The sequence below is a fragment of the Pseudomonas sp. Mn2068 genome, from assembly GCF_049319725.1.
In the GTDB taxonomy this organism is placed as follows: Bacteria; Pseudomonadota; Gammaproteobacteria; order Pseudomonadales; family Pseudomonadaceae; genus Aquipseudomonas; species Aquipseudomonas gingeri.
Map to the genome: position 1 here is coordinate 469331 of NZ_JBMOUG010000003.1, position 19084 is coordinate 488414.

The 19084-nt window shown below is 63.8% G+C and carries 17 protein-coding genes; 7 read left to right on the plus strand and 10 right to left on the minus strand.

What is annotated here, in order from left to right; translation table 11 throughout:
* Nucleotides 1-71 precede the first annotated feature (71 nt).
* Entirely contained in the window at nt 72-593 is a 522-nt protein-coding gene (yjgA, locus tag ACL9RJ_RS10125; protein WP_103033066.1) for a ribosome biogenesis factor YjgA, read from the plus strand.
* A 49-nt stretch (nt 594-642) separates the two neighbouring features.
* Here yjgA and tldD read toward each other — a convergent pair whose 3' ends face one another.
* From tldD to mreB, 8 genes are all read right to left on the minus strand, one after another.
* On the minus strand, nt 643-2085 hold the full coding sequence (gene tldD, locus ACL9RJ_RS10130) for a metalloprotease TldD (protein ID WP_177107053.1): 1443 nt from the start codon (nt 2083-2085) through the stop codon (nt 643-645).
* Between the two features lie 20 nt (nt 2086-2105).
* Nucleotides 2106-2951: a carbon-nitrogen hydrolase family protein gene (locus ACL9RJ_RS10135; RefSeq protein ID WP_177085502.1), complete on the minus strand. Its 846-nt coding sequence runs from the start codon at nt 2949-2951 to the stop codon at nt 2106-2108.
* Nucleotides 2952-2996: 45 nt separating this feature from the next.
* A complete protein-coding gene (locus ACL9RJ_RS10140; RefSeq protein ID WP_017126543.1) occupies nt 2997-6812 on the minus strand; it encodes a YhdP family protein in 3816 nt (1271 codons plus the stop codon).
* Between the two features lie 78 nt (nt 6813-6890).
* A complete protein-coding gene (rng, locus tag ACL9RJ_RS10145) occupies nt 6891-8348 on the minus strand; it encodes a ribonuclease G (protein ID WP_017126544.1) in 1458 nt (485 codons plus the stop codon).
* A gap of 56 nt (nt 8349-8404) precedes the next feature.
* Nucleotides 8405-9010, minus strand: a complete 606-nt coding sequence (locus ACL9RJ_RS10150) for a Maf family protein (RefSeq protein ID WP_017126545.1) — start codon at nt 9008-9010, stop codon at nt 8405-8407.
* Nucleotides 9011-9097: 87 nt separating this feature from the next.
* Nucleotides 9098-9589, minus strand: a complete 492-nt coding sequence (gene mreD, locus ACL9RJ_RS10155) for a rod shape-determining protein MreD (RefSeq protein ID WP_103032945.1) — start codon at nt 9587-9589, stop codon at nt 9098-9100.
* Entirely contained in the window at nt 9589-10674 is a 1086-nt protein-coding gene (gene mreC / locus ACL9RJ_RS10160; protein WP_017126547.1) for a rod shape-determining protein MreC, read from the minus strand. Before mreC ends, mreD begins: the two co-directional genes overlap by 1 nt.
* Nucleotides 10675-10846: 172 nt before the next feature.
* Entirely contained in the window at nt 10847-11884 is a 1038-nt protein-coding gene (mreB, locus tag ACL9RJ_RS10165; RefSeq protein WP_002555108.1) for a rod shape-determining protein MreB, read from the minus strand.
* A 298-nt stretch (nt 11885-12182) separates the two neighbouring features.
* Between mreB and gatC the strand changes: the two genes are divergently transcribed.
* The 6 genes from gatC to ACL9RJ_RS10195 all read left to right on the plus strand — a co-directional run bounded on the left by gatC (nt 12183) and on the right by ACL9RJ_RS10195 (nt 17582).
* Entirely contained in the window at nt 12183-12470 is a 288-nt protein-coding gene (gene gatC / locus ACL9RJ_RS10170; protein WP_017126548.1) for an Asp-tRNA(Asn)/Glu-tRNA(Gln) amidotransferase subunit GatC, read from the plus strand.
* A gap of 16 nt (nt 12471-12486) precedes the next feature.
* Nucleotides 12487-13938: an Asp-tRNA(Asn)/Glu-tRNA(Gln) amidotransferase subunit GatA gene (gene gatA, locus ACL9RJ_RS10175; RefSeq protein WP_017126549.1), complete on the plus strand. Its 1452-nt coding sequence runs from the start codon at nt 12487-12489 to the stop codon at nt 13936-13938.
* A gap of 132 nt (nt 13939-14070) precedes the next feature.
* Nucleotides 14071-15534, plus strand: coding sequence for an Asp-tRNA(Asn)/Glu-tRNA(Gln) amidotransferase subunit GatB (gatB, locus tag ACL9RJ_RS10180; RefSeq protein WP_422765223.1), 1464 nt, complete (start codon nt 14071-14073; stop codon nt 15532-15534).
* Nucleotides 15535-15712: 178 nt separating this feature from the next.
* Nucleotides 15713-16084 (plus strand): septal ring lytic transglycosylase RlpA family protein, encoded by a 372-nt coding sequence (locus ACL9RJ_RS10185; protein ID WP_177085494.1) that lies wholly within the window; start codon nt 15713-15715, stop codon nt 16082-16084.
* A 50-nt stretch (nt 16085-16134) separates the two neighbouring features.
* On the plus strand, nt 16135-17190 hold the full coding sequence (locus ACL9RJ_RS10190; RefSeq protein ID WP_042935460.1) for a calcium/sodium antiporter: 1056 nt from the start codon (nt 16135-16137) through the stop codon (nt 17188-17190).
* Nucleotides 17191-17201: 11 nt separating this feature from the next.
* Nucleotides 17202-17582 (plus strand): carboxymuconolactone decarboxylase family protein, encoded by a 381-nt coding sequence (locus tag ACL9RJ_RS10195; RefSeq protein WP_017126553.1) that lies wholly within the window; start codon nt 17202-17204, stop codon nt 17580-17582.
* A gap of 28 nt (nt 17583-17610) precedes the next feature.
* Here ACL9RJ_RS10195 and ACL9RJ_RS10200 read toward each other — a convergent pair whose 3' ends face one another.
* Nucleotides 17611-18552 carry an AEC family transporter gene (locus ACL9RJ_RS10200; protein WP_042935461.1) on the minus strand — a complete coding sequence of 314 codons (942 nt, stop codon included), beginning with the start codon at nt 18550-18552 and terminating at the stop codon, nt 17611-17613.
* Nucleotides 18553-18610: 58 nt separating this feature from the next.
* Nucleotides 18611-19084 carry a WbuC family cupin fold metalloprotein gene (locus ACL9RJ_RS10205; RefSeq protein ID WP_177119256.1) on the minus strand — a complete coding sequence of 158 codons (474 nt, stop codon included), beginning with the start codon at nt 19082-19084 and terminating at the stop codon, nt 18611-18613.

A 19084-nucleotide genomic window follows, 5' to 3' on the forward strand; every position in this document is an offset into this window, starting at 1 on the left:
TTCGAGCGACCGGGCCGGACAAGCGGCCCCCGACTGGTTATCATGGCGGCGTTTCTTTGCGGACTGCCACCATGGTTGATTCTTACGACGACTCCCTCGATGGGGAGAAAAGCAAAACCCAGGTCAAACGCGAGCTGCATGCTCTGGTTGATCTCGGCGAGCGCCTGACAACACTCAAGCCTGACCTGGTGGCAAAACTGCCACTGACCGACGGCTTGCGCCGTGCCCTGGCCGAAGCGCCGAAGCACACCGCGAATATCGCGCGTAAACGGCATATCCAGTTCATCGGCCGACTGATGCGCGACCAGGACACTGACGCCATCCTGGTGTTGCTGGACCAGCTCGACGCCTCCACCCGGCAATACAACGAACGCTTCCACAATCTCGAACGCTGGCGCGATCGCCTGATCGCAGGCGCCGACGATGTGCTGGAAAAGTTCGTCGCCGACTATCCCGATGCGGATCGTCAGCAACTGCGTTCCCTGATTCGCCAGGCCCAGCACGAACTTGCCCAGAGCAAGCCGCCGTCTGCCAGCCGTAAAATCTTCAAGTACATCCGGGAGCTGGACGAAACTCAACGCGGCCTGCGCTGATCTTCGTCACGGGTGAGTGCCGTTGGCTCTCACCCGAGGCTCCGCCTTCCTACGACCCCGTGCCACCCACGGTGATCGCATCGATTTTCAGGGTCGGCTGACCGACACCCACCGGCACCGATTGCCCATCCTTGCCACAGGTTCCCACGCCGCTGTCCAGCGCCAGGTCGTTACCGACCATCGACACCTTGCTCATGGCTTCCGGGCCGTTGCCGATCAGCGTCGCCCCCTTGACCGGCGCGGTGATCTTGCCGTCCTCGATCAGGTAGGCCTCGCTGGTGGAGAACACGAACTTGCCGCTGGTGATATCGACCTGGCCACCGCCGAGGTTGGCGCAGTAGATGCCCCGCTTCACCGAAGCGATGATTTCCGCCGGATCGCTTTCGCCCCCCAGCATGTAGGTATTGGTCATGCGCGGCATCGGCAGGTGCGCGTAGGACTCGCGACGACCGTTGCCGGTCCGCGCCACGCCCATCAGCCGGGCATTCAACTTGTCCTGCATATAGCCCTTGAGCACGCCGTTTTCGATCAGCGTGGTGCACTCGGTCGGCGTGCCTTCGTCATCGACACTGAGGGAGCCGCGGCGCCCGGCCAGGGTGCCGTCATCGACGATGGTGCAGAGCTTGGACGCAACCCTCTCGCCCATCCGCCCGCTGTAGGCCGAACTGCCCTTGCGGTTGAAATCGCCTTCCAGGCCATGGCCGACCGCTTCGTGCAGCAGGACCCCGGACCAGCCGGAGCCGAGCACCACCGGCAAGGTACCGGCCGGAGCGGGAATCGCTTCCAGATTGACCAGTGCCTGGCGCAAGGCCTCGCGGGCATAGCCCATGGCGCGGTCTTCGCTGAGGAAATAACGGTAGTCGGTACGACCGCCGCCGCCATGCCCGCCACGCTCGCGCCGGCCGTTCTGCTCGACGATCACGCTGACATTGAAGCGCACCAGCGGGCGCACGTCCGCCGCCAGGCCGCCATCGGTGGAGGCGACGAGAATCCGTTCCCAGACCCCCGCCATGCTCACCGAGACCTGCTGGATACGCGGGTCCAGGGCACGGGTGGCGATGTCGACACGCTTGAGCAACTCGACCTTCTCGGCACGGGTCATGACATCCAGCGGGTTGTCAGGGGCGTAGAGCTGCGCCACATCCCGGGTGGAGAAAGCCTGCACCGTACCGTTCTGCCCGGCGCGGGAAATCGAGCGGGCCGCACGCGCGGCCGACCCCAGGGCTTCGAGGGTAATCGCGTTGCTGTAGGCGAAACCGGTTTTTTCACCGGACTGGGCACGCACGCCGACACCCTGGTCCAGGTTGAAACTGCCTTCCTTGACGATGCCGTCTTCGAGGGACCAGGACTCGGAAATCTGCCCCTGGAAATACAGGTCGGCGGCGTCGATGCCCGGACCGGCCAGGTCACCGAGGACCGATTGAAGGTTTTCGAGCGTCACGCCACCCGGCGCCAACAGGTGTTCACTGACTGAGGACAACAACTCGCTCATAGGTTTTGCGCCTTATTTCGTCATTCCGATGCAGGCCGCCGTGCGCCCTGCGAGAAAAAGCGCCGATGGCTCGCCACCGGCATTCGCGCCCGTATGGACGCCTGTTCAGTACTGTCGCGCTCGGCCAGCAACACCGCTTCGCCTTGATCCTGTTCAGCGACGATACGCCCCCACGGGTCGACGATCGCCGCATGGCCAAAGGTTTCCCGTGGCCCCGGGTGCACACCGCCCTGGGCGGCGGCCAACACATAACACTGGGTCTCGATGGCCCGTGCACGAATCAGGATGTCCCAATGCGCCGCGCCGGTCACCGCGGTAAACGCCGACGGCGCGGTGATCAGCTCGGCCCCGGCCTGGCGCAACTCGCTGTACAACTCGGGAAAGCGCAAGTCGTAGCACACGCTCAGGCCCAGCCGTCCGACCGGCGTATCGGCCACCACCACCCGGCTACCATGAGCATAGTCATCGGATTCGCGATAACGCCCACGATTATCCGCCACGTCGACATCGAACAGGTGCAGCTTGTCGTAGCGAGCCACCGTCTCACCCTGCTCGTCGACCAGCAACGAGCAGGCATTGGCCTTCGCCTGCGGCTGGTCGACCGGCGGTAGCGGCAAGGTGCCCGCCACTATCCATAACCTGAGGTCACGGGCGGTCTGTTTCAACCATGGCAGGATCGGCCCTTCGCCGAGTGCTTCGGCGCGACCGATGGCGGCGACATCCCGACGGCCCATGGCGGCGAAGTTTTCCGGCAGCACCGCCAGGCGCGCGCCGCCTTCGGCCGCTTGCTCGAGCAGGCGGCGGGCCTGGCTCAGGTTGGCCAGCACATCGCTCTGGCTGACCATCTGGATGACGGAGAAAGTCATGGCGCACTCCTTGAAAGGTAGGCAACCATGCTACTCCATGGCGCTCTACTTGGACTTCTCAAAAGGCTTGTCGAAGGTGATTTTCGGTTCTTTCCACGGGCCGGTGACGCTGTACTTCACGCTGGCGAAGCGGGCGACCCGGTCGCCGATCAGCTTGTCGATCAGGAACAGCGCACCGCCGATGGCCGGGGCACCGACGATCAAGGCGGCGATCGGCAGGTTGTTGGTCACCGGCAAGGTCACCAGCAGCTTGGCATCGACCCGGTCGGCCACCATGTCCAGCGTGCCATTGAGCTCGAGATTGCTCGACGGTCCGGTCAGGGTGATCGGATCGCGGGTGACATAGACGCCATCGCTGGCCACCAGCAGCCCCTTGACCCGGTCATAGCTCAGGCCTTTTCCGAGCAGGTCGGAGAAGTCCAGGCGCAGCCGACGGCCGATGGAGTTGAAGTTCAGCAGGCCGAACACCCGCAGTGCCTGGGCCCCGCCCTCGACTTCGACGAACTGGCCCTTGCGCAGGGTCGCATCCAGGCTGCCGGAGAAACGCTTGAGCCCGACCCAGGCCGGCGAGCCGGGCCAGCGACCGTCGACATCGAGGTGGAAATCCTCGCTGGTCACGGTCGGCGCGAAGCTCCAGGCCTTCAGCACATCCGCCAGGTTCTTGCCTTCCACACGACCGTTGATCCAGCTGTTGCTGCTGCCCGGTACGCCTTCCCAGCCACCGTTGCCCTGGAGTTGCATGCCCTTGAGGCCCAGGTCGAGATCGTTGAGCCTGACTCCCTTGGGCGTAGGCCGGGCCTTGAGCGACCACGCCCCGACCAGGTCCTGGCCCTGGAACAGTTGGTCGATGCTGATATCCAGCGCCGGGATCTGCCGCGGATCCGCCGAGGCCAGCGGGTCCGGGGCATTTTCATCGGCCACCACGCTCGGATCCGGTGCCGGCAATCGCACGTAGGCCAGCTTGACGCCGATCGGTGCGCCCTTGGCATCCGGCAGGGTCACGCTGCCCTTGGCCTGCTGGCTATCGATCATCAGGCCCCAGGCCGTGGCGCTGCGGGCCATCTGCAGGCTCACCTGGTCGAAACGGGTACCAAAGCCGGTGAGCTTGTCGACCTTGAAGTCGGCGCTGCTGAGCAGCTGCTTGGCATTGCCGCCGGGATCCTGGCCGGCATAACGGTCAACCACCGCTTTCCACGGCTCCAGGTCCAGTTCCGAGAGCACGCCACGCACGCGCAACCCCTTGGTCGTCGGCAGCTGGGCATCGCCATCACCGAGGAACAGTTCGCCACGACCGTCGCCAAACTTGCCGCCCGGCGCGGCAAAGGTGAAGTTCGCCAGCTCGCCATAGTCGAACCAGTAGCGGCGCTCGGCACCTTGCAGGGTCATGCGGAACACGCTGTCGCGGCCCTGGCTGGCCGGCATGCCAAAGGGCGCGGGCAGGTCGACGGCAACGCCCTTGAGGTTGGAGTTGATGATCAACTGGCTGTCGGCGCCGTCGAGGTTCAACTGCAACTGATAGGGCAGGTCACCGGTGACCGGCAGCGGCTGGCTGACACCCAGCCAGTCGGTGAGTTTCTTGATCGCCACCTGGCCCTTGGCGGTGACCCGGGTACCGAGATCCCCGGGCTTGCCGACGGCAGCGATCTGCGCGGTGATGGGCCGGTCGAATGCCTGGGCGGTGATCGCGTCGCCGCTCAAGCCCTTGGCACTGTCAAAACGGAAAGCGCCCTTGAGCTGGGTCAGCTCCAGGGCCGGATCGGCCAGTTTCAGCCGCGCCTTGTCGGTGGCGAAATCCACCAGGATCTTCGGCTCCTCGCCTTTCTCCAGGGGAATATCCAGCTTGACCTGGCCTTTCAGCTCACCTTCGCCCTGCCAGCCGGCAAAGGTCGCGGCGGTGCCGATCGGTGCTTCCTGGAGAATCTTCAGGCCATCGCCCAGGCCGCCGGCAAAACCACCGTCGAGAAACATGTGCGGGGCCTTGCCCTGCGACGAGTGGGGAATGTTGACCACGACATCACTGACCTGGGTGTCGAGCAACTGGCCCTTGCTGGCCTTGATCCGCACCCCACTGTTTTCGATGAAGACATCGCCGCTGACCTTGCTGACATGCGGCCAACCCGGCTGAAACGCCAGCTCGGCGTCATGGACCTTGAAGAACAGGCTGATATTCTGCGCGGCGGCCACGGCATCATGGTCCAGCGAACCCTGGTACTGGAAGAAGCCCTGTTCCACCGCGCCATGGAGGATCGAGGTGCGCAGCCACTCGTCCAGAGACGGACTCAGCACCGCCGGCAGGTATTTCGGAGTAAAGCGCCCGTCCCCGTCCACCAGGCCGACCCGCAGGTCCATGTAGTCTTCCTGGTCACGCTCGAAATGCAGGCGGATCAGGAAGTCGGCGGCGATCTTGCCTTCTTCCCCCAGCACCTTGATATAGGGGGCGATCAGGGTGAACCCCTGCTGGTCGAGTTTCCAGGTCAGGCGGGCGTTGGCCTGGATGTACTGCCAGGGCTTGTTGAAGATCGGATACAGGAACAGCGAGAAGTCCTTGCTGTCCATGCGCAGTTCACCCTGGCCGAGGTCGCCGCTGATGCTGCCGCTGACATTGCGCGCCGCCGGCGCACCGTGATAGGCGTCGAAACCGACCCGCTCCAGGTTGGCCTCGAAGCTGAGACGGCGGTCACCGGTTTCCTGGGGACGGTAATCGAGCAGCACGTTGCGCAAGGCACCGGTGACCTTCAGGTGATCGATGACGGTCGCCAGGCCTTCCGGCAGCGGTGCCAGGCCATCGAGCAACGGCGTGATCGGCGTCAGGTCGAGGCGGTCGGCCTGCACATGCCACAACTCCCCGGCCTTGTCGGTCGCCGCCGTCTGCTGCAATTGCAGATGGGACTCCCAGCGGGTCTTGCCCAGGTTCATCGCCAGGGAGTCGAGCAACAGGCTGAAACCCTGGTCGTTGCGCTGCAGGTAGGCGTTGAGGGCCAGGTTCTCGATCTTCACCGGCTTGCGGTCGGCGTAGGCACCGCGAAATTGCGGGGCATTGAGACGTGCCACGGCGCTTTGCACCGTGCCATCGGCCCACTTCAACCAGAATTCGCCGCCGGCCTTGAGCTCGGCGACGTTCCATTTCTGTTTCAGGCTCGCCGGCAACCAGCGCGCCCAGTCGCTCTGCGGCAGGCTCAGGTAGGCGTCGGCGGAACCCTGGCGCCAGGCGCCGGCCTGCAAACGGGTACTCAGGTTGAACGCCAGGGGCTGGCCATCGGGCAGGGTCAGGCGCATGTCGAGGCGCTGGCGGGACAGGCCGGTCTGCAGGTTCAGGCCGACATAGGTCAGGGTCAGCGGCGATTCGCCGAACGGTTCCAGGGTCACCTGGCTATCCAGCACCGACAGTTGCGCGACCATCTGCAGGCGGTTCAGCAGTTGCTCGGGGTCCAGCGGCTGGCCGTCCGATCGGGGCAATCCTTCGAGGGCCCACTGACCCTCCTTGTCCTGCCGCAGGTTCAACTGCAGGCCATTGAGCTCCAGACGGGCAATGCGCACTTCGCGGGCCAGCAGGCTGGCCCAGATATCCGGGATCACCTGCACCTGGTCCAGGCGCAACGCCGAAACACCGGCACCGACCGTCACATCGTGGGCCAGCAGCACCGGCGCCAGGCCGCTCCAGCGCCCTTCCAGGCTGCCGATGGACAGCGGCATGCCCAGCGCGGCCTGCGCCTTGCCCTCGACATCGGCGCGGTACTCGGCCACCAGCGGCACGAACTGCCGCCCCAGGCTGGCATACAAGGCCACCAGCACCAGCAACAACGCACAGATACCCAGGCCCCAGCGGGTCAACGCGGCGACAAAGCGTGTCAGACGCTCCATGTCAGTGGCCCCTCAGGCAAGGTTCGATCAACAGGCCAACGCCAGCCAGCATGGACAGTGTATGTACAGAGCAGGGAATCAGAGCAGCACCACGTCGTATTGTTCCTGGGAATACATGGTTTCGACCTGGAAACGGATGGTCCGTCCGATAAACCCCTCCAGCTCCGCGACATTGCCCGACTCTTCATCCAGCAGGCGGTCAACGACTTTCTGGTTGGCCAACACTCTATAACCTTCGGCCTGATAGGCACGGGCCTCCCGCAGGATCTCGCGGAAAATCTCGTAACAAACCGTCTCCGGGGTCTTCAGCTTGCCGCGCCCCTGGCAACTGCTGCACGGCTCGCAGAGCACCTGCTCAAGACTTTCGCGGGTGCGCTTGCGGGTCATCTGCACCAGGCCCAGCTCGGTGATCCCAATGATGTTGGTCTTGGCGTGATCGCGTTCCAGCTGTTTTTCCAGGGTCCGCAGCACCTGGCGCTGGTGCTCTTCGTCTTCCATGTCGATGAAGTCGATGATGATGATCCCGCCGAGGTTGCGCAGGCGCAGTTGGCGGGCAATCGCGGTAGCCGCTTCGAGATTGGTCTTGAAGATGGTTTCTTCGAGGTTGCGATGACCGACAAAGGCCCCGGTGTTGACGTCGATGGTGGACATGGCTTCCGCCGGGTCGACCACCAGGTAGCCGCCGGACTTGAGCGGCACCTTGCGCTCCAGGGCTTTCTGGATCTCGTCCTCGACACCGTAGAGGTCGAAGATCGGCCGCTCGCCGGGATAGTGTTCGAGACGATCGGCAATTTCCGGCATCAACTCGGCGACGAACTGCGTGGTCTTCTGGAAGGTTTCCCGGGAGTCGATGCGGATCTTCTCGATCTTCGGGCTGACCAGGTCACGCAGGGTCCGCAGCGCCAGACCGAGGTCCTCGTAGATGACATTGGGCGCACCGATGGTCTTGATCTGCGCGCCGATCTGATCCCAGAGCCGGCGCAGGTAGCGGATATCCATCATGATCTCGTCAGCCCCCGCCCCTTCGGCGGCGGTGCGCAGGATAAAGCCACCGGCTTCCTTGATGCCTTCCTGGGCCACGCAATCGCTGACGACCTTCTTCAACCGGTCGCGCTCGGCTTCCTCTTCGATCTTCAGCGAAATGCCGACATGGGCGGTACGCGGCATGTACACCAGGTAACGCGAGGGAATCGACAGTTGCGTGGTCAGGCGCGCGCCCTTGGTACCGATGGGGTCCTTGGTGACTTGCACCACCAGGCTCTGCCCTTCGTGAACCAGGGCGCTGATGCTTTCCACCGCCGGGCCTTCGCGCATGGAAATTTCCGAGGCATGGATAAAGGCCGCCCGATCCAGCCCGATATCGACGAACGCCGCCTGCATGCCCGGCAGGACCCGCACCACCTTGCCCTTGTAGATATTGCCGACGATACCGCGCTTCTGCGTACGCTCGACATGCACCTCTTGCAACACACCGTTTTCTACCACCGCCACGCGCGATTCCATCGGCGTGATGTTGATCAGGATCTCTTCACTCATGGCTGGGTCTCGTTCAGGCGTGTTCACAATAATTGCCGTTCACTGGAGTGCGGCAATCAGCGCACGATAAGGTTTTGCCAACAGGGTATGCCGAAATGGCCGAGCAGTTCTGCGGTTTCGCACACCGGCAAGCCCACCACGCCCGAATAGCTGCCGTTCAGACCCTCGACGAAAACCGCGGCAAGGCCTTGAATGGCATAGCTTCCAGCCTTGTCCCGAGGCTCGCCGCTGGACCAGTAGGCAGATGCCTCTTCTGTTTTGATCGTACGAAATTTCACCAGGCTGCGAACCACCCGCGACTCGCACCGATCACCGTCCAACAGCGCGATGGCGGTGAGCACTTCGTGCTCGCGAGCGGACAATGCCAGCAGCGTGGCCACTGCATCCGCCTCATCCAGCGGCTTGCCGAGAATCCGTCCGTCCAGCACCACGGCGGTATCGGCACCCAGCACACAGAACGGCGCCGCGACCTGGCGACTCGCCAACAGGCCCTGGCCGGCTGCCGCCTTGCCGCGCGCCAGGCGCTCGACATAGGCCGCCGGCGTCTCATCCATCAGGGGAGTTTCATCGATATCCGCGCTGATCGCGGTGAAAGGCACGCCGATCTGGGTGAGCAGTTCACGCCGACGCGGCGAGCCGGAGGCCAGGTAGAGCGGGGTCATGGGGACATCTCCGTGTCGGGGCGCTTTATCGGGGCTCTTCATCAGCATCAGCATCATCACCAGCTCACGGGCATTCGACGCGATCGGTCAGTTGACCTTGTAGCGTCGACGCAGCCCGCGCAAACCGAAGCTGATCCACGGCCAGAGCAAGGCACTGACCAGCGCCGGCAGCACCAGCGCCAGGGTCGGCTGGCGGTTGCCGGTCAGGGCGCTGAGCCACAGCTGCACCAGCTGCGCCAGGCCGAAGATCACCAGGATCACCAGGCTCTGCTGCCACATCGGGAACATGCGCAGGCGCTGTTGCAGCGACAGCACCAGGAAGGTGATCAATGTAAGGATCAAGGCGTTCTGCCCGAGCAGGGTGCCGTAGAGCACGTCCTCGGCCAGGCCCAGCAGGAATGCGGTGACCATGCCGATCTTGTGCGGCAGGTACAGCGACCAGAAAGCCAGCAGCAACGCCAGCCACAGCGGACGGAGGATTTCCATGAACTGCGGCAACGGCGAGACACTGAGTAGCAGGCCGACGGCAAAGGTCAGCCAGACGATCCAGCCATTACGCGAAAGAGTAGCGCCCGCCATTATTCCTCCTGCCGTTGGGTGGACGGTGCAGCCGCGGGCGGCTTGGCCGCTGGCTTGGTGGCCGCAGGTTTGACGGTCGCCGGCTTGGGTGCCGGTGTCGCATGGGCCGGGGCGCTGGTGCTGGTGGCATGCGCCGGTGGCTTGCTCGCCGGGGCTGGCGCCGCAGGTGCCGCGCTCGCCGCAGCCGCCGCAGCAGCCGGTTTCGGTACGGTCGCCGGAACGATCGGCGCACCGTCGCCCTGCTTGTCGGCTTCCTGGGCCTGGGCCGCTTCGTTGGCGCGCTCTTCCGGGGTACGGCTGTCGCTGAACACCAGCAGCAGGTAGCGACTGCGGTTGAGGGCGGCGGTCGGCACGGCGCGGACAATGGCGAAAGGCTGGCCGGAGTCGTGAATCACTTCCTTGACCGTCGCCACCGGGTAACCGGCCGGGAAGCGCTGGCCCAGGCCGGAGCTGACCAGCAGGTCGCCCTCCTTGATGTCGGCGGTGTCGGCGACGTGGCGCAGTTCCAGGCGCTCGGGGTTGCCAGTACCGCTGGCGATGGCGCGCAAACCGTTGCGGTTGACCTGCACCGGAATGCTGTGGGTGGTGTCGGTGAGCAACAGGACGCGGGAGGTGTACGGCATCAACTCAACCACCTGGCCCATGAGGCCACGGGCATCGAGCACCGGTTGACCAAGTACCACGCCATCGCGCTCACCCTTGTTGATGATGATGCGATGGGTGAACGGGTTGGGGTCCATGCCGATCAATTCGGCGACTTCGACCTTCTCGTTGACCAGCGCCGACGAGTTGAGCAATTCGCGCAGGCGCACGTTCTGCTCGGTCAGGGCCGCGAGTTTCTGCAGGCGCCCTTGCAGCAGCAGGTTTTCGGTCTGGAGTTTTTCGTTCTCGGCGACCAGTTCGGTACGACTGCCGAACTGACTGGCCACGCCTTGCCACAACCGTTGCGGCAGGTCGGTAATCCAGTATGACTGCATCAGCACCAGCGACATCTGGCTGCGCACGGGCTTGAGCAGTGTGAAACGGGCATCGACCACCATCAGCGCGACCGATAGCACGACCAGCACCAACAAGCGCACGCCCAATGAGGGGCCTTTGGCGAAAAGCGGTTTAATAAGCCGCTCCTCCCAGGCAATGAGTCATTTTATTCATACGGCATCAAACCGGCCTGGATGAAGATTGACAGAAGATAAACGCAACAGGCAGCACTGCAAAGTGCTGCCTGTGAACGAACCATCATAGAGCCTGCCAGCGAACTCACTCGCTGGAAAGCAGGTCCATGGTGTGCTTATCCATCATTTCCAGGGCACGACCGCCACCACGGGCAACACAGGTCAGCGGATCTTCGGCGACGATCACCGGCAGGCCGGTTTCCTGGGCCAGCAGCTTGTCGAGGTCACGCAGCAACGCGCCACCACCGGTCAGCACCAGGCCACGCTCGGCGATGTCCGAGGCCAGCTCCGGAGGCGACTGCTCCAGGGCGCTCTTCACCGCCTGGACGATGGTCGCCAGGGATTCCTGCAGGGCTTCCAGCACTTCGTTGGAATTGAGGGTAAAGGCACGTGGCACGCCTTCGGCCAGGTTACGGCCGCGAACGTCGACTTCACGGACTTCGCCGCCCGGGTAGGCCGTACCGATTTCCTGCTTGATGCGCTCGGCGGTGGATTCGCCGATCAGGCTGCCGTAGTTGCGGCGCACGTAGGTGATGATCGCTTCGTCGAAACGGTCGCCACCAACCCGTACGGATTCGGCATAGACCACGCCGTTCAGGGAGATCAGCGCGATTTCAGTGGTACCGCCACCGATATCGACGACCATCGAGCCACGGGCTTCTTCAACCGGCAGGCCGGCACCGATCGCGGCGGCCATCGGCTCTTCGATCAGGAAGACTTCGCGGGCACCGGCACCGAGGGCCGATTCACGGATCGCACGGCGCTCGACCTGGGTCGATTTGCACGGCACGCAGATCAGCACGCGAGGGCTTGGCTGCAGGAAGCTGTTTTCGTGAACCTTGTTGATGAAGTACTGCAGCATCTTTTCGCAGACGCTGAAGTCGGCGATCACGCCGTCCTTCATCGGACGAATGGCAGCAATGTTGCCCGGCGTACGACCGAGCATGCGCTTGGCTTCGGTACCGACGGCAACGACACTCTTCTGATTGCCATGGGTGCGAATCGCAACGACCGATGGCTCATTCAGGACGATACCGCGCTCGCGCACGTAGATAAGGGTGTTGGCTGTGCCCAGGTCGATGGAGAGATCGCTGGAAAACATGCCACGCAGTTTCTTGAACATTGGAAAGGGACCCTGGGCAACGCGTGGGTAAAAAAGTGCGGCAAACTCTAACAACGACGGGGATTTTGGGCAAGGCGCCAATATGTTAAATTAGGCGTTTTTCCGAGCACCATCCCATACAATCGCGGCCATGTGACCGTAAAAATGCGGTAGTGTTCCGATAATCCCGGATCAGTACGAAAACTAGTCGAGCGGCGATCGAGCGTGTTTTCAACGCAGCATGATCGTCGCGCAGGCAATTTCCGTGCAGAGCCTAACACACGGACAGCTTCCATTTTGTTTTCCACTGGAGATTCCCATGGCGCTTGACCGCTCCGACGTGGAAAAAATCGCTCACCTGGCCCGCCTGGGCCTGGTCGAAGCCGATCTTCCACGCACCACCGAAGCCCTGAACAGCATTCTGGGTCTGGTCGACCAGATGCAGGCTGTCGATACCGACGGTATCGAACCCCTTGCCCACCCTCTGGAAGCGAGCCAGCGCCTGCGCGCCGACGCCGTCACGGAGCGAAATAACCGCGAGGCTTATCAGTCCATCGCACCAGCGGTCGAAAACGGCCTGTACCTGGTTCCGAAAGTCATCGACTAAAGGGAAAGAGCCTGCAATGCATCAATTGACTCTGGCCGAGATCGCCCGCGGACTCGCCGACAAGAAGTTTTCCGCCGAAGAGCTGACCCGGACCCTGCTGGCGCGCATCGCCCAGCTCGATCCGCAGATCAACAGCTTTATCAGCTTGACCGAAGAACTGGCCCTGCAACAGGCCAAGGCTGCCGACGTACGGCGCGCCAACGGCGAGAACGGTGCCCTGCTCGGCGCGCCGATCGGCCACAAGGACCTGTTCTGCACCCAGGGCGTGCGAACCAGTTGCGGCTCGAAGATGCTCGACAACTTCAAGGCGCCCTACGACGCCACCGTGGTTGCCAAACTGGCCGCTGCCGGCGCCGTGACGCTGGGCAAGACCAACATGGACGAATTCGCCATGGGTTCGGCCAACGAGTCGAGCTACTACGGCAAGGTCAGAAACCCGTGGAATCTGGAACACGTACCAGGCGGCTCGTCCGGTGGTTCTGCCGCCGCCGTGGCCGCACGCCTGTTGCCTGCCGCCACCGCGACCGACACCGGCGGTTCGATCCGCCAGCCGGCGGCGTTCACCAACCTCACCGGGCTGAAACCGACCTACGGTCGCGTTTCGCGCTGGGGCATGATCGCCTACGCCTCCAGCCTCGACCAGGGTGGCCCGCTGGCCCGCACCGCCGAAGACTGCGCCCTGCTGCTGCAAGGCATGGCCGGCTTCGACCCGCAGGACTCCACCAGCATCGATGAACCGGTCCCGGACTACAGCGCCGGCCTGAACGACTCGATCCAGGGCCTGCGCATCGGCGTGCCGAAGGAATACTTCAGCGCCGGTCTCGACCCGCGCATCGCCGAACGGGTGCACGACAGCGTCAAGGAGCTGGAAAAGCTCGGCGCGGTGATCAAGGAAATCAGCCTGCCGAACAACCAGCACGCGATTCCAGCCTACTACGTGATCGCCCCGGCCGAAGCCTCGTCCAACCTGTCGCGTTTCGACGGCGTGCGCTTCGGTTATCGCTGCGAAGAGCCCAAGGACCTCGAAGACCTGTACAAACGCTCCCGTGGCGAAGGTTTCGGCGCGGAAGTGCAGCGTCGGATCATGGTCGGTGCCTATGCCCTGTCGGCCGGCTACTACGACGCCTATTACCTCAAGGCGCAGAAAATCCGTCGCCTGATCAAGAACGACTTCATGAGCGCCTTCAACGAGGTCGACGTCATTCTCGGCCCGACCACGCCCAACCCGGCCTGGAAGATCGGCGCCAAGAACAACGATCCGGTCGCCGAGTATCTGGAAGACTTCTACACCATCACCGCCAACCTCGCGGGTCTGCCGGGCTTGTCCATGCCTGCGGGCTTCGTCGACGGCTTGCCGGTCGGCGTGCAATTGCTTGCCCCGTATTTCCAGGAAGGCCGCTTGCTCAACGTTGCGCACCAGTATCAGTTGAACACTGACTGGCACACCCGCACCCCCCAGGGGTTTTGAAGCCGCTGCGCCCGGTAATGCTGCGTTGAAAGCTGACGCGTAATGCTCATTGACTAAGGTCAACTGCGCTTACTCGTCAGCCTTCGCCTTGCCTTACCTTCGCTCGCAACGCTTCAAACGTCCCCTGGCAAGATTTCGAGGAGTAACACCATGCAATGGGAAGTCGTGATCGGGCTGGAGATTCATACCCAGCTCGCCACCCAATCGAAGATATTCTCCGGCAGCTCGACCACCTTCGGCTCCGAGCCCAACACCCAGGCCAGCCTGGTTGACCTGGGCATGCCGGGCGTGTTGCCGGTGCTGAACGAAGAAGCCGTGCGCATGGCCGTGAAATTCGGCCTGGCAATCGACGCCGAGATCGGCCAGCACAACGTGTTCGCCCGCAAGAACTACTTCTACCCGGACCTGCCCAAGGGCTACCAGATCAGCCAGATGGAACTGCCGATCGTCGGCAAGGGCCACCTGGACATCACCCTGGAAGACGGCACGGTCAAGCGTGTCGGGATCACCCGGGCGCACCTGGAAGAAGATGCCGGCAAGAGCCTGCACGAAGAATTCAGCGGTTCCACCGGTGTCGACCTGAACCGCGCCGGCACGCCGCTGCTGGAAATCGTCTCCGAGCCGGATATGCGCAGCGCCAAGGAAGCCGTGGCCTATGTCAAGGCGATCCACGCGCTGGTGCGCTACCTGGGCATCTGCGACGGCAACATGGCCGAAGGTTCGCTGCGTTGCGACTGCAACGTGTCGGTACGGCCGAAGGGCCAGGTCGAATTCGGCACCCGCTGCGAGATCAAGAACGTCAACTCGTTCCGCTTCATCGAGAAGGCGATCAACACTGAAGTCCAGCGCCAGATCGAACTGATCGAAGACGGCGGCAAGATCATCCAGCAGACCCGCCTGTACGATCCGAACAAGGACGAGACCCGCGCCATGCGCAGCAAGGAGGAAGCCAACGACTACCGTTACTTCCCCGATCCGGACCTGTTGCCGGTGGTCATCGAGGATGCGTTCCTCGATGCCGTGCGCGCCAACCTGCCCGAACTGCCGCCGCAGAAACGCGAGCGCTTCCAGTCCCAGTACGGCCTGTCGCTGTATGACGCCAGCGTACTGGCCTCGAGCCGCGAGCAGGCGGACTACTTCGAGCAGGTCGCGAACATCGGCGGCGACGCCAAGCTGGCGGCCAACTGGGTCATGGTCGAGCTGGGCAGCCTGCTGAACAAGCTGGGCGTGGAAATCGACCAGGCGCCGGTGACGGCCGAGCAGTTGGGCGGCATGTTGTTGCGGATCAAGGACAACACCATTTCCGGCAAGATCGCCAAGACCGTCTTCGAAGCCATGGCCAACGGCGAAGGCAACGCCGACCAGGTGATTGAGGCCCGTGGCCTGAAGCAGGTGACCGACAGCGGCGCCATCGAGAAGGTCCTGGACGAAGTCCTCGCGGCCAACGCCGAGCAGGTCGAACAGTACCGGGCGGCGGACGAGGCCAAGCGCGGCAAGATGTTCGGCTTCTTTGTCGGCCAGGCGATGAAAGCCTCCAAGGGCAAGGCCAACCCGCAACAGGTGAACGAATTGCTGAAAAGCAAGCTCGAAGGCTGATAGCGGCGCGGCCGGCAACGGCCGCTCCCGCCAGCCTTGCATGCCTGTCCACTGCGGGAACGGGCTTGCCCGCGAATACGATGGCGCAGATACATCGTCTTCGCGGGCAAGCCCGCTCCCACAGGCAGGCCTACCCCATGCTCCGCCGTGGGAACGATCACTGTAGGGAGTGCCCCCGATGAAACGCCTGCTTGGCGCCTGCGCCCTCCTCACCCTGCTGGCCGGTTGCGCCACTCACGATATCGACCCGCGCGGCTACAATGAAACCGGCATGGCGTCCTACTATGGCGCCCGGCACCACGGCAAACGTACCGCCAGCGGCGAACCGTTCGACCAGCACGGCCTGACCGCCGCCCATCGCCAACTGCCCTTCGGCACCCGGGTAAAAGTCACCAACCTCGCCAATGACCGCAGCGTCGTGGTCCGTATCAACGACCGTGGCCCCCATACCCGTGGGCGCCTGATCGACCTTTCACGGGAAGCGGCCGAGCAGTTGGGTATGCTGCAAAGCGGCACCGCGCGCGTTCGTGTACAAAGCCTCAACGACTGACTTCGGGAGCCCCCGCCATTTTCGGATTGACCGCCCTGCCGCTCCTGAGCCTGATCCAACTGCTCGGCGGCCTGTTACTGCTGATCGTCGGCGCCGAACTGCTGGTGCGTGCGGCCGTGCGCCTGGCGGCAAGCCTGCGGGTGCGCCCGCTGCTGATCGGCCTGACCATCGTCGCCTTCGGCAGCAGCGCGCCGCAGATGGCCGTCAGCCTGCAGGCGGCCTTTTATGAAAACGCCGATATCGCGGTCGGCAGCGTGATCGGCGGCAATATCTTCAACACCCTGGTGACCCTCGGCCTCTCGGCGCTGATCATCCCCTTGCGGGTCTCGCGCCAGTTGGTGCGCCTGGATATCCCGCTGATGATCGTCGCCAGCCTGCTGGTCTTCGGCCTGGCCTTCAACGAAGAGCTGAGCCGTTTCGACGGCGTGCTGATGCTGGTGATTTTCGCCCTGTACCTGGGCTTGCTGCTGCGTACCTCGCAGCACAACCAGCATGCCCATCATCACCCCGGGCATCCCCATGACCGCCCGCGCGCGCCCTGGGTCAGCAGCGTGACCTGGATGCTGCTGGGCCTGGCCCTGCTGACGCTCGCCGGTCACCTGCTGCTGGATGCGGCGGTGGACGTCGCCACCGAGCTGGGCCTGTCCGAACGTATCATCGGACTGACCGTGGTCGCCGTCGGCACCTCGTTGCCGCAACTGGCCACTTCGCTGATCGCCGCCTTCCGCGGCCAGCGGGATATCGCCGTCGGCAACGTGATCGGCGGCAATCTGTTCAACCTGCTGGGGGTACTGGGCGTCACGGCCCTGATCGCCCCGGAACCCTTGTCGGTGTCGCCCAACGCCCTGTCGTTCGACCTGCCGGTCATGCTCGGCGTCGCGGCGTTGTGCTGGCCGGTGTTCTACTCCGGTTATCGCATCACCCGCGCCGAAGGCCTGCTGTTTCTCGGCCTGTACCTGGCCTACGGCCTGCATGTGGTGTGGTTCACCACCGGCATGCCGATGGCGGTGCGCCTGGAACACCTGATGCTGTTTTTCATCCTGCCGGCGCTGCTGGCGTACCTGCTGTTCAGTACGCTGCGGGCCTGGCGTCGCCAACACTCATAGGAGCCACTGCAATGACCGATCAGAAGAAACCTGGTGTCGAGATGCGTCGTCAGGTGATGGGCGATGTATTCGTCGACCGTGCCCTGGGCAATGCCACCGAGTTCAGCCAGCCGCTGCAGGATTTCGTCAACGAACACGCCTGGGGCAGCGTCTGGAACCGCGAAGGCCTGCCGCTCAAGACCCGCAGCCTGATCACCCTCGCGGCGCTGACCGCGCTCAAGTGTCCGCAGGAACTCAAGGGCCACGTACGCGGCGCCTTGAACAATGGCTGTACCGTCGAGGAAATCCGCGAAGCGCTGCTGCACTGCGCGGTGTATGCCGGCGTGCCAGCAGCCATCGATGCGTTCCGCGCGGCCCAGGAAGTGATCGACGCCTACCAGACAGCGGACTGAGTGCGACCGCCGGCGGCTGGGCCTGCCGTCAGATCCAGCCGCCCCACTGCAACACGAAGATGCCGATATTGGTCGTGATCGCCGCCATCAGCGTGGTGATCACGATAATCGCCGCCGCCAGTTCATGATTGCCATTGGCCGCCCGGGCCATGACGAAGCTGGCCGCCGCCGTCGGGCTGCCGAAGTAGAGAAACAGAATCCCCAGTTCCGCGCCGCGAAAGCCGCAAAGCCATGCGCCCAGGGTCGCGATGATCGGCATGCCGACCATTTTCACCAGGCTCGCGCTCAGGGCCATGTCGCCGCTCTTGCGCAATGCCGCCAGGGACAAGGTGCCGCCAATGCAGATCAGCGCCAGCGGCAGGGTCATCTGCGCCAGGTAGTTGCCGGAGGTTTCCAGCCAGCCAGGCAGGCCGATCTGCCAGTACGCAAAGGGCGCGGCGGCGATCACGCTGATGATCAGCGGGTTGCTGAACACGCTTTTGCAGATGCTCCAGGGATCGGACTTGATCACCGGGCTATAGACCGCCAGGACAATGGTCGACAGGGTGTTGTAGAACAGGATCACCAGCGCCGCGAGGATCGCCCCGAGGGAAATCCCGTAGTCGCCGTACATGCTGGCGGCCAGGGCCAGGCCGATCACCCCGTTGTTGCCGCGAAAGGCCCCCTGGGTATAGATGCCCCGGTCTTCCTTCGGACAACGCCAGATCGCCCACCCCCAGGAACCGGCGAACCCCACCAGCGTGGCAATGGCGAAATACCCCAGCACCGCGGGCTTCAGGGCCGAATGCAGGTCGGCGTGGAGGATCCCGAGGAACAGCAGCGCCGGCATGGTGACGTTGAATACCAGCGCCGACGCGGTGTGGATGAAGTTGTCGTTGATCCAGCCAACGCGCTTGAGCGCCACGCCCAGGAACAGCATGGCGAACACCGGCGCGGTGATGGTGAGAGTGCCGAGAAAGATCGCCAGCATGCCGTAGAAACCCATAGCCTGTCGTTAGTCGGCTAATGATACGGCAAAGCATGGGGTTTCAGTCGAACTGCGCGCGCATCCAGGCCTGGTAAGCGGCGACCTGCGCCTCGCCTTCACGGGGCGCCCAGGTCGCCATCTCGCCCTCGCCCACCGGGCGATACGGGCCGGCCTTGCACTCGAACATCACCGTGTCGGGCTCCAGCACCACCAACCCGTGGAACACCCCGGCCGGCAGGTCGACGGCCGGGCAGTCACCGCCCGCCTGCAGGACACGACGGGTCACCACTTGCCCGTCCTCGTCGAACACCAGCAGACCCAGGCTGCCCTTGAGCACCAGCAGGGTCTCGGCCTTGTCCGCGCTCAAATGCCGGTGCGGCGGGACATAGGTATTGGGCTGCAGGCCGACCGCCATGCGATGGCATGGCTCGTCCATCTGGTGAAAGTTGTGGTGCGTGCGTCCACGCGGGCTGGCCGCGGCCTTGCTGGCCAGGTCGGCAAACAGGGCCTGATCGAGAAAACTCGGCGCGGCCAT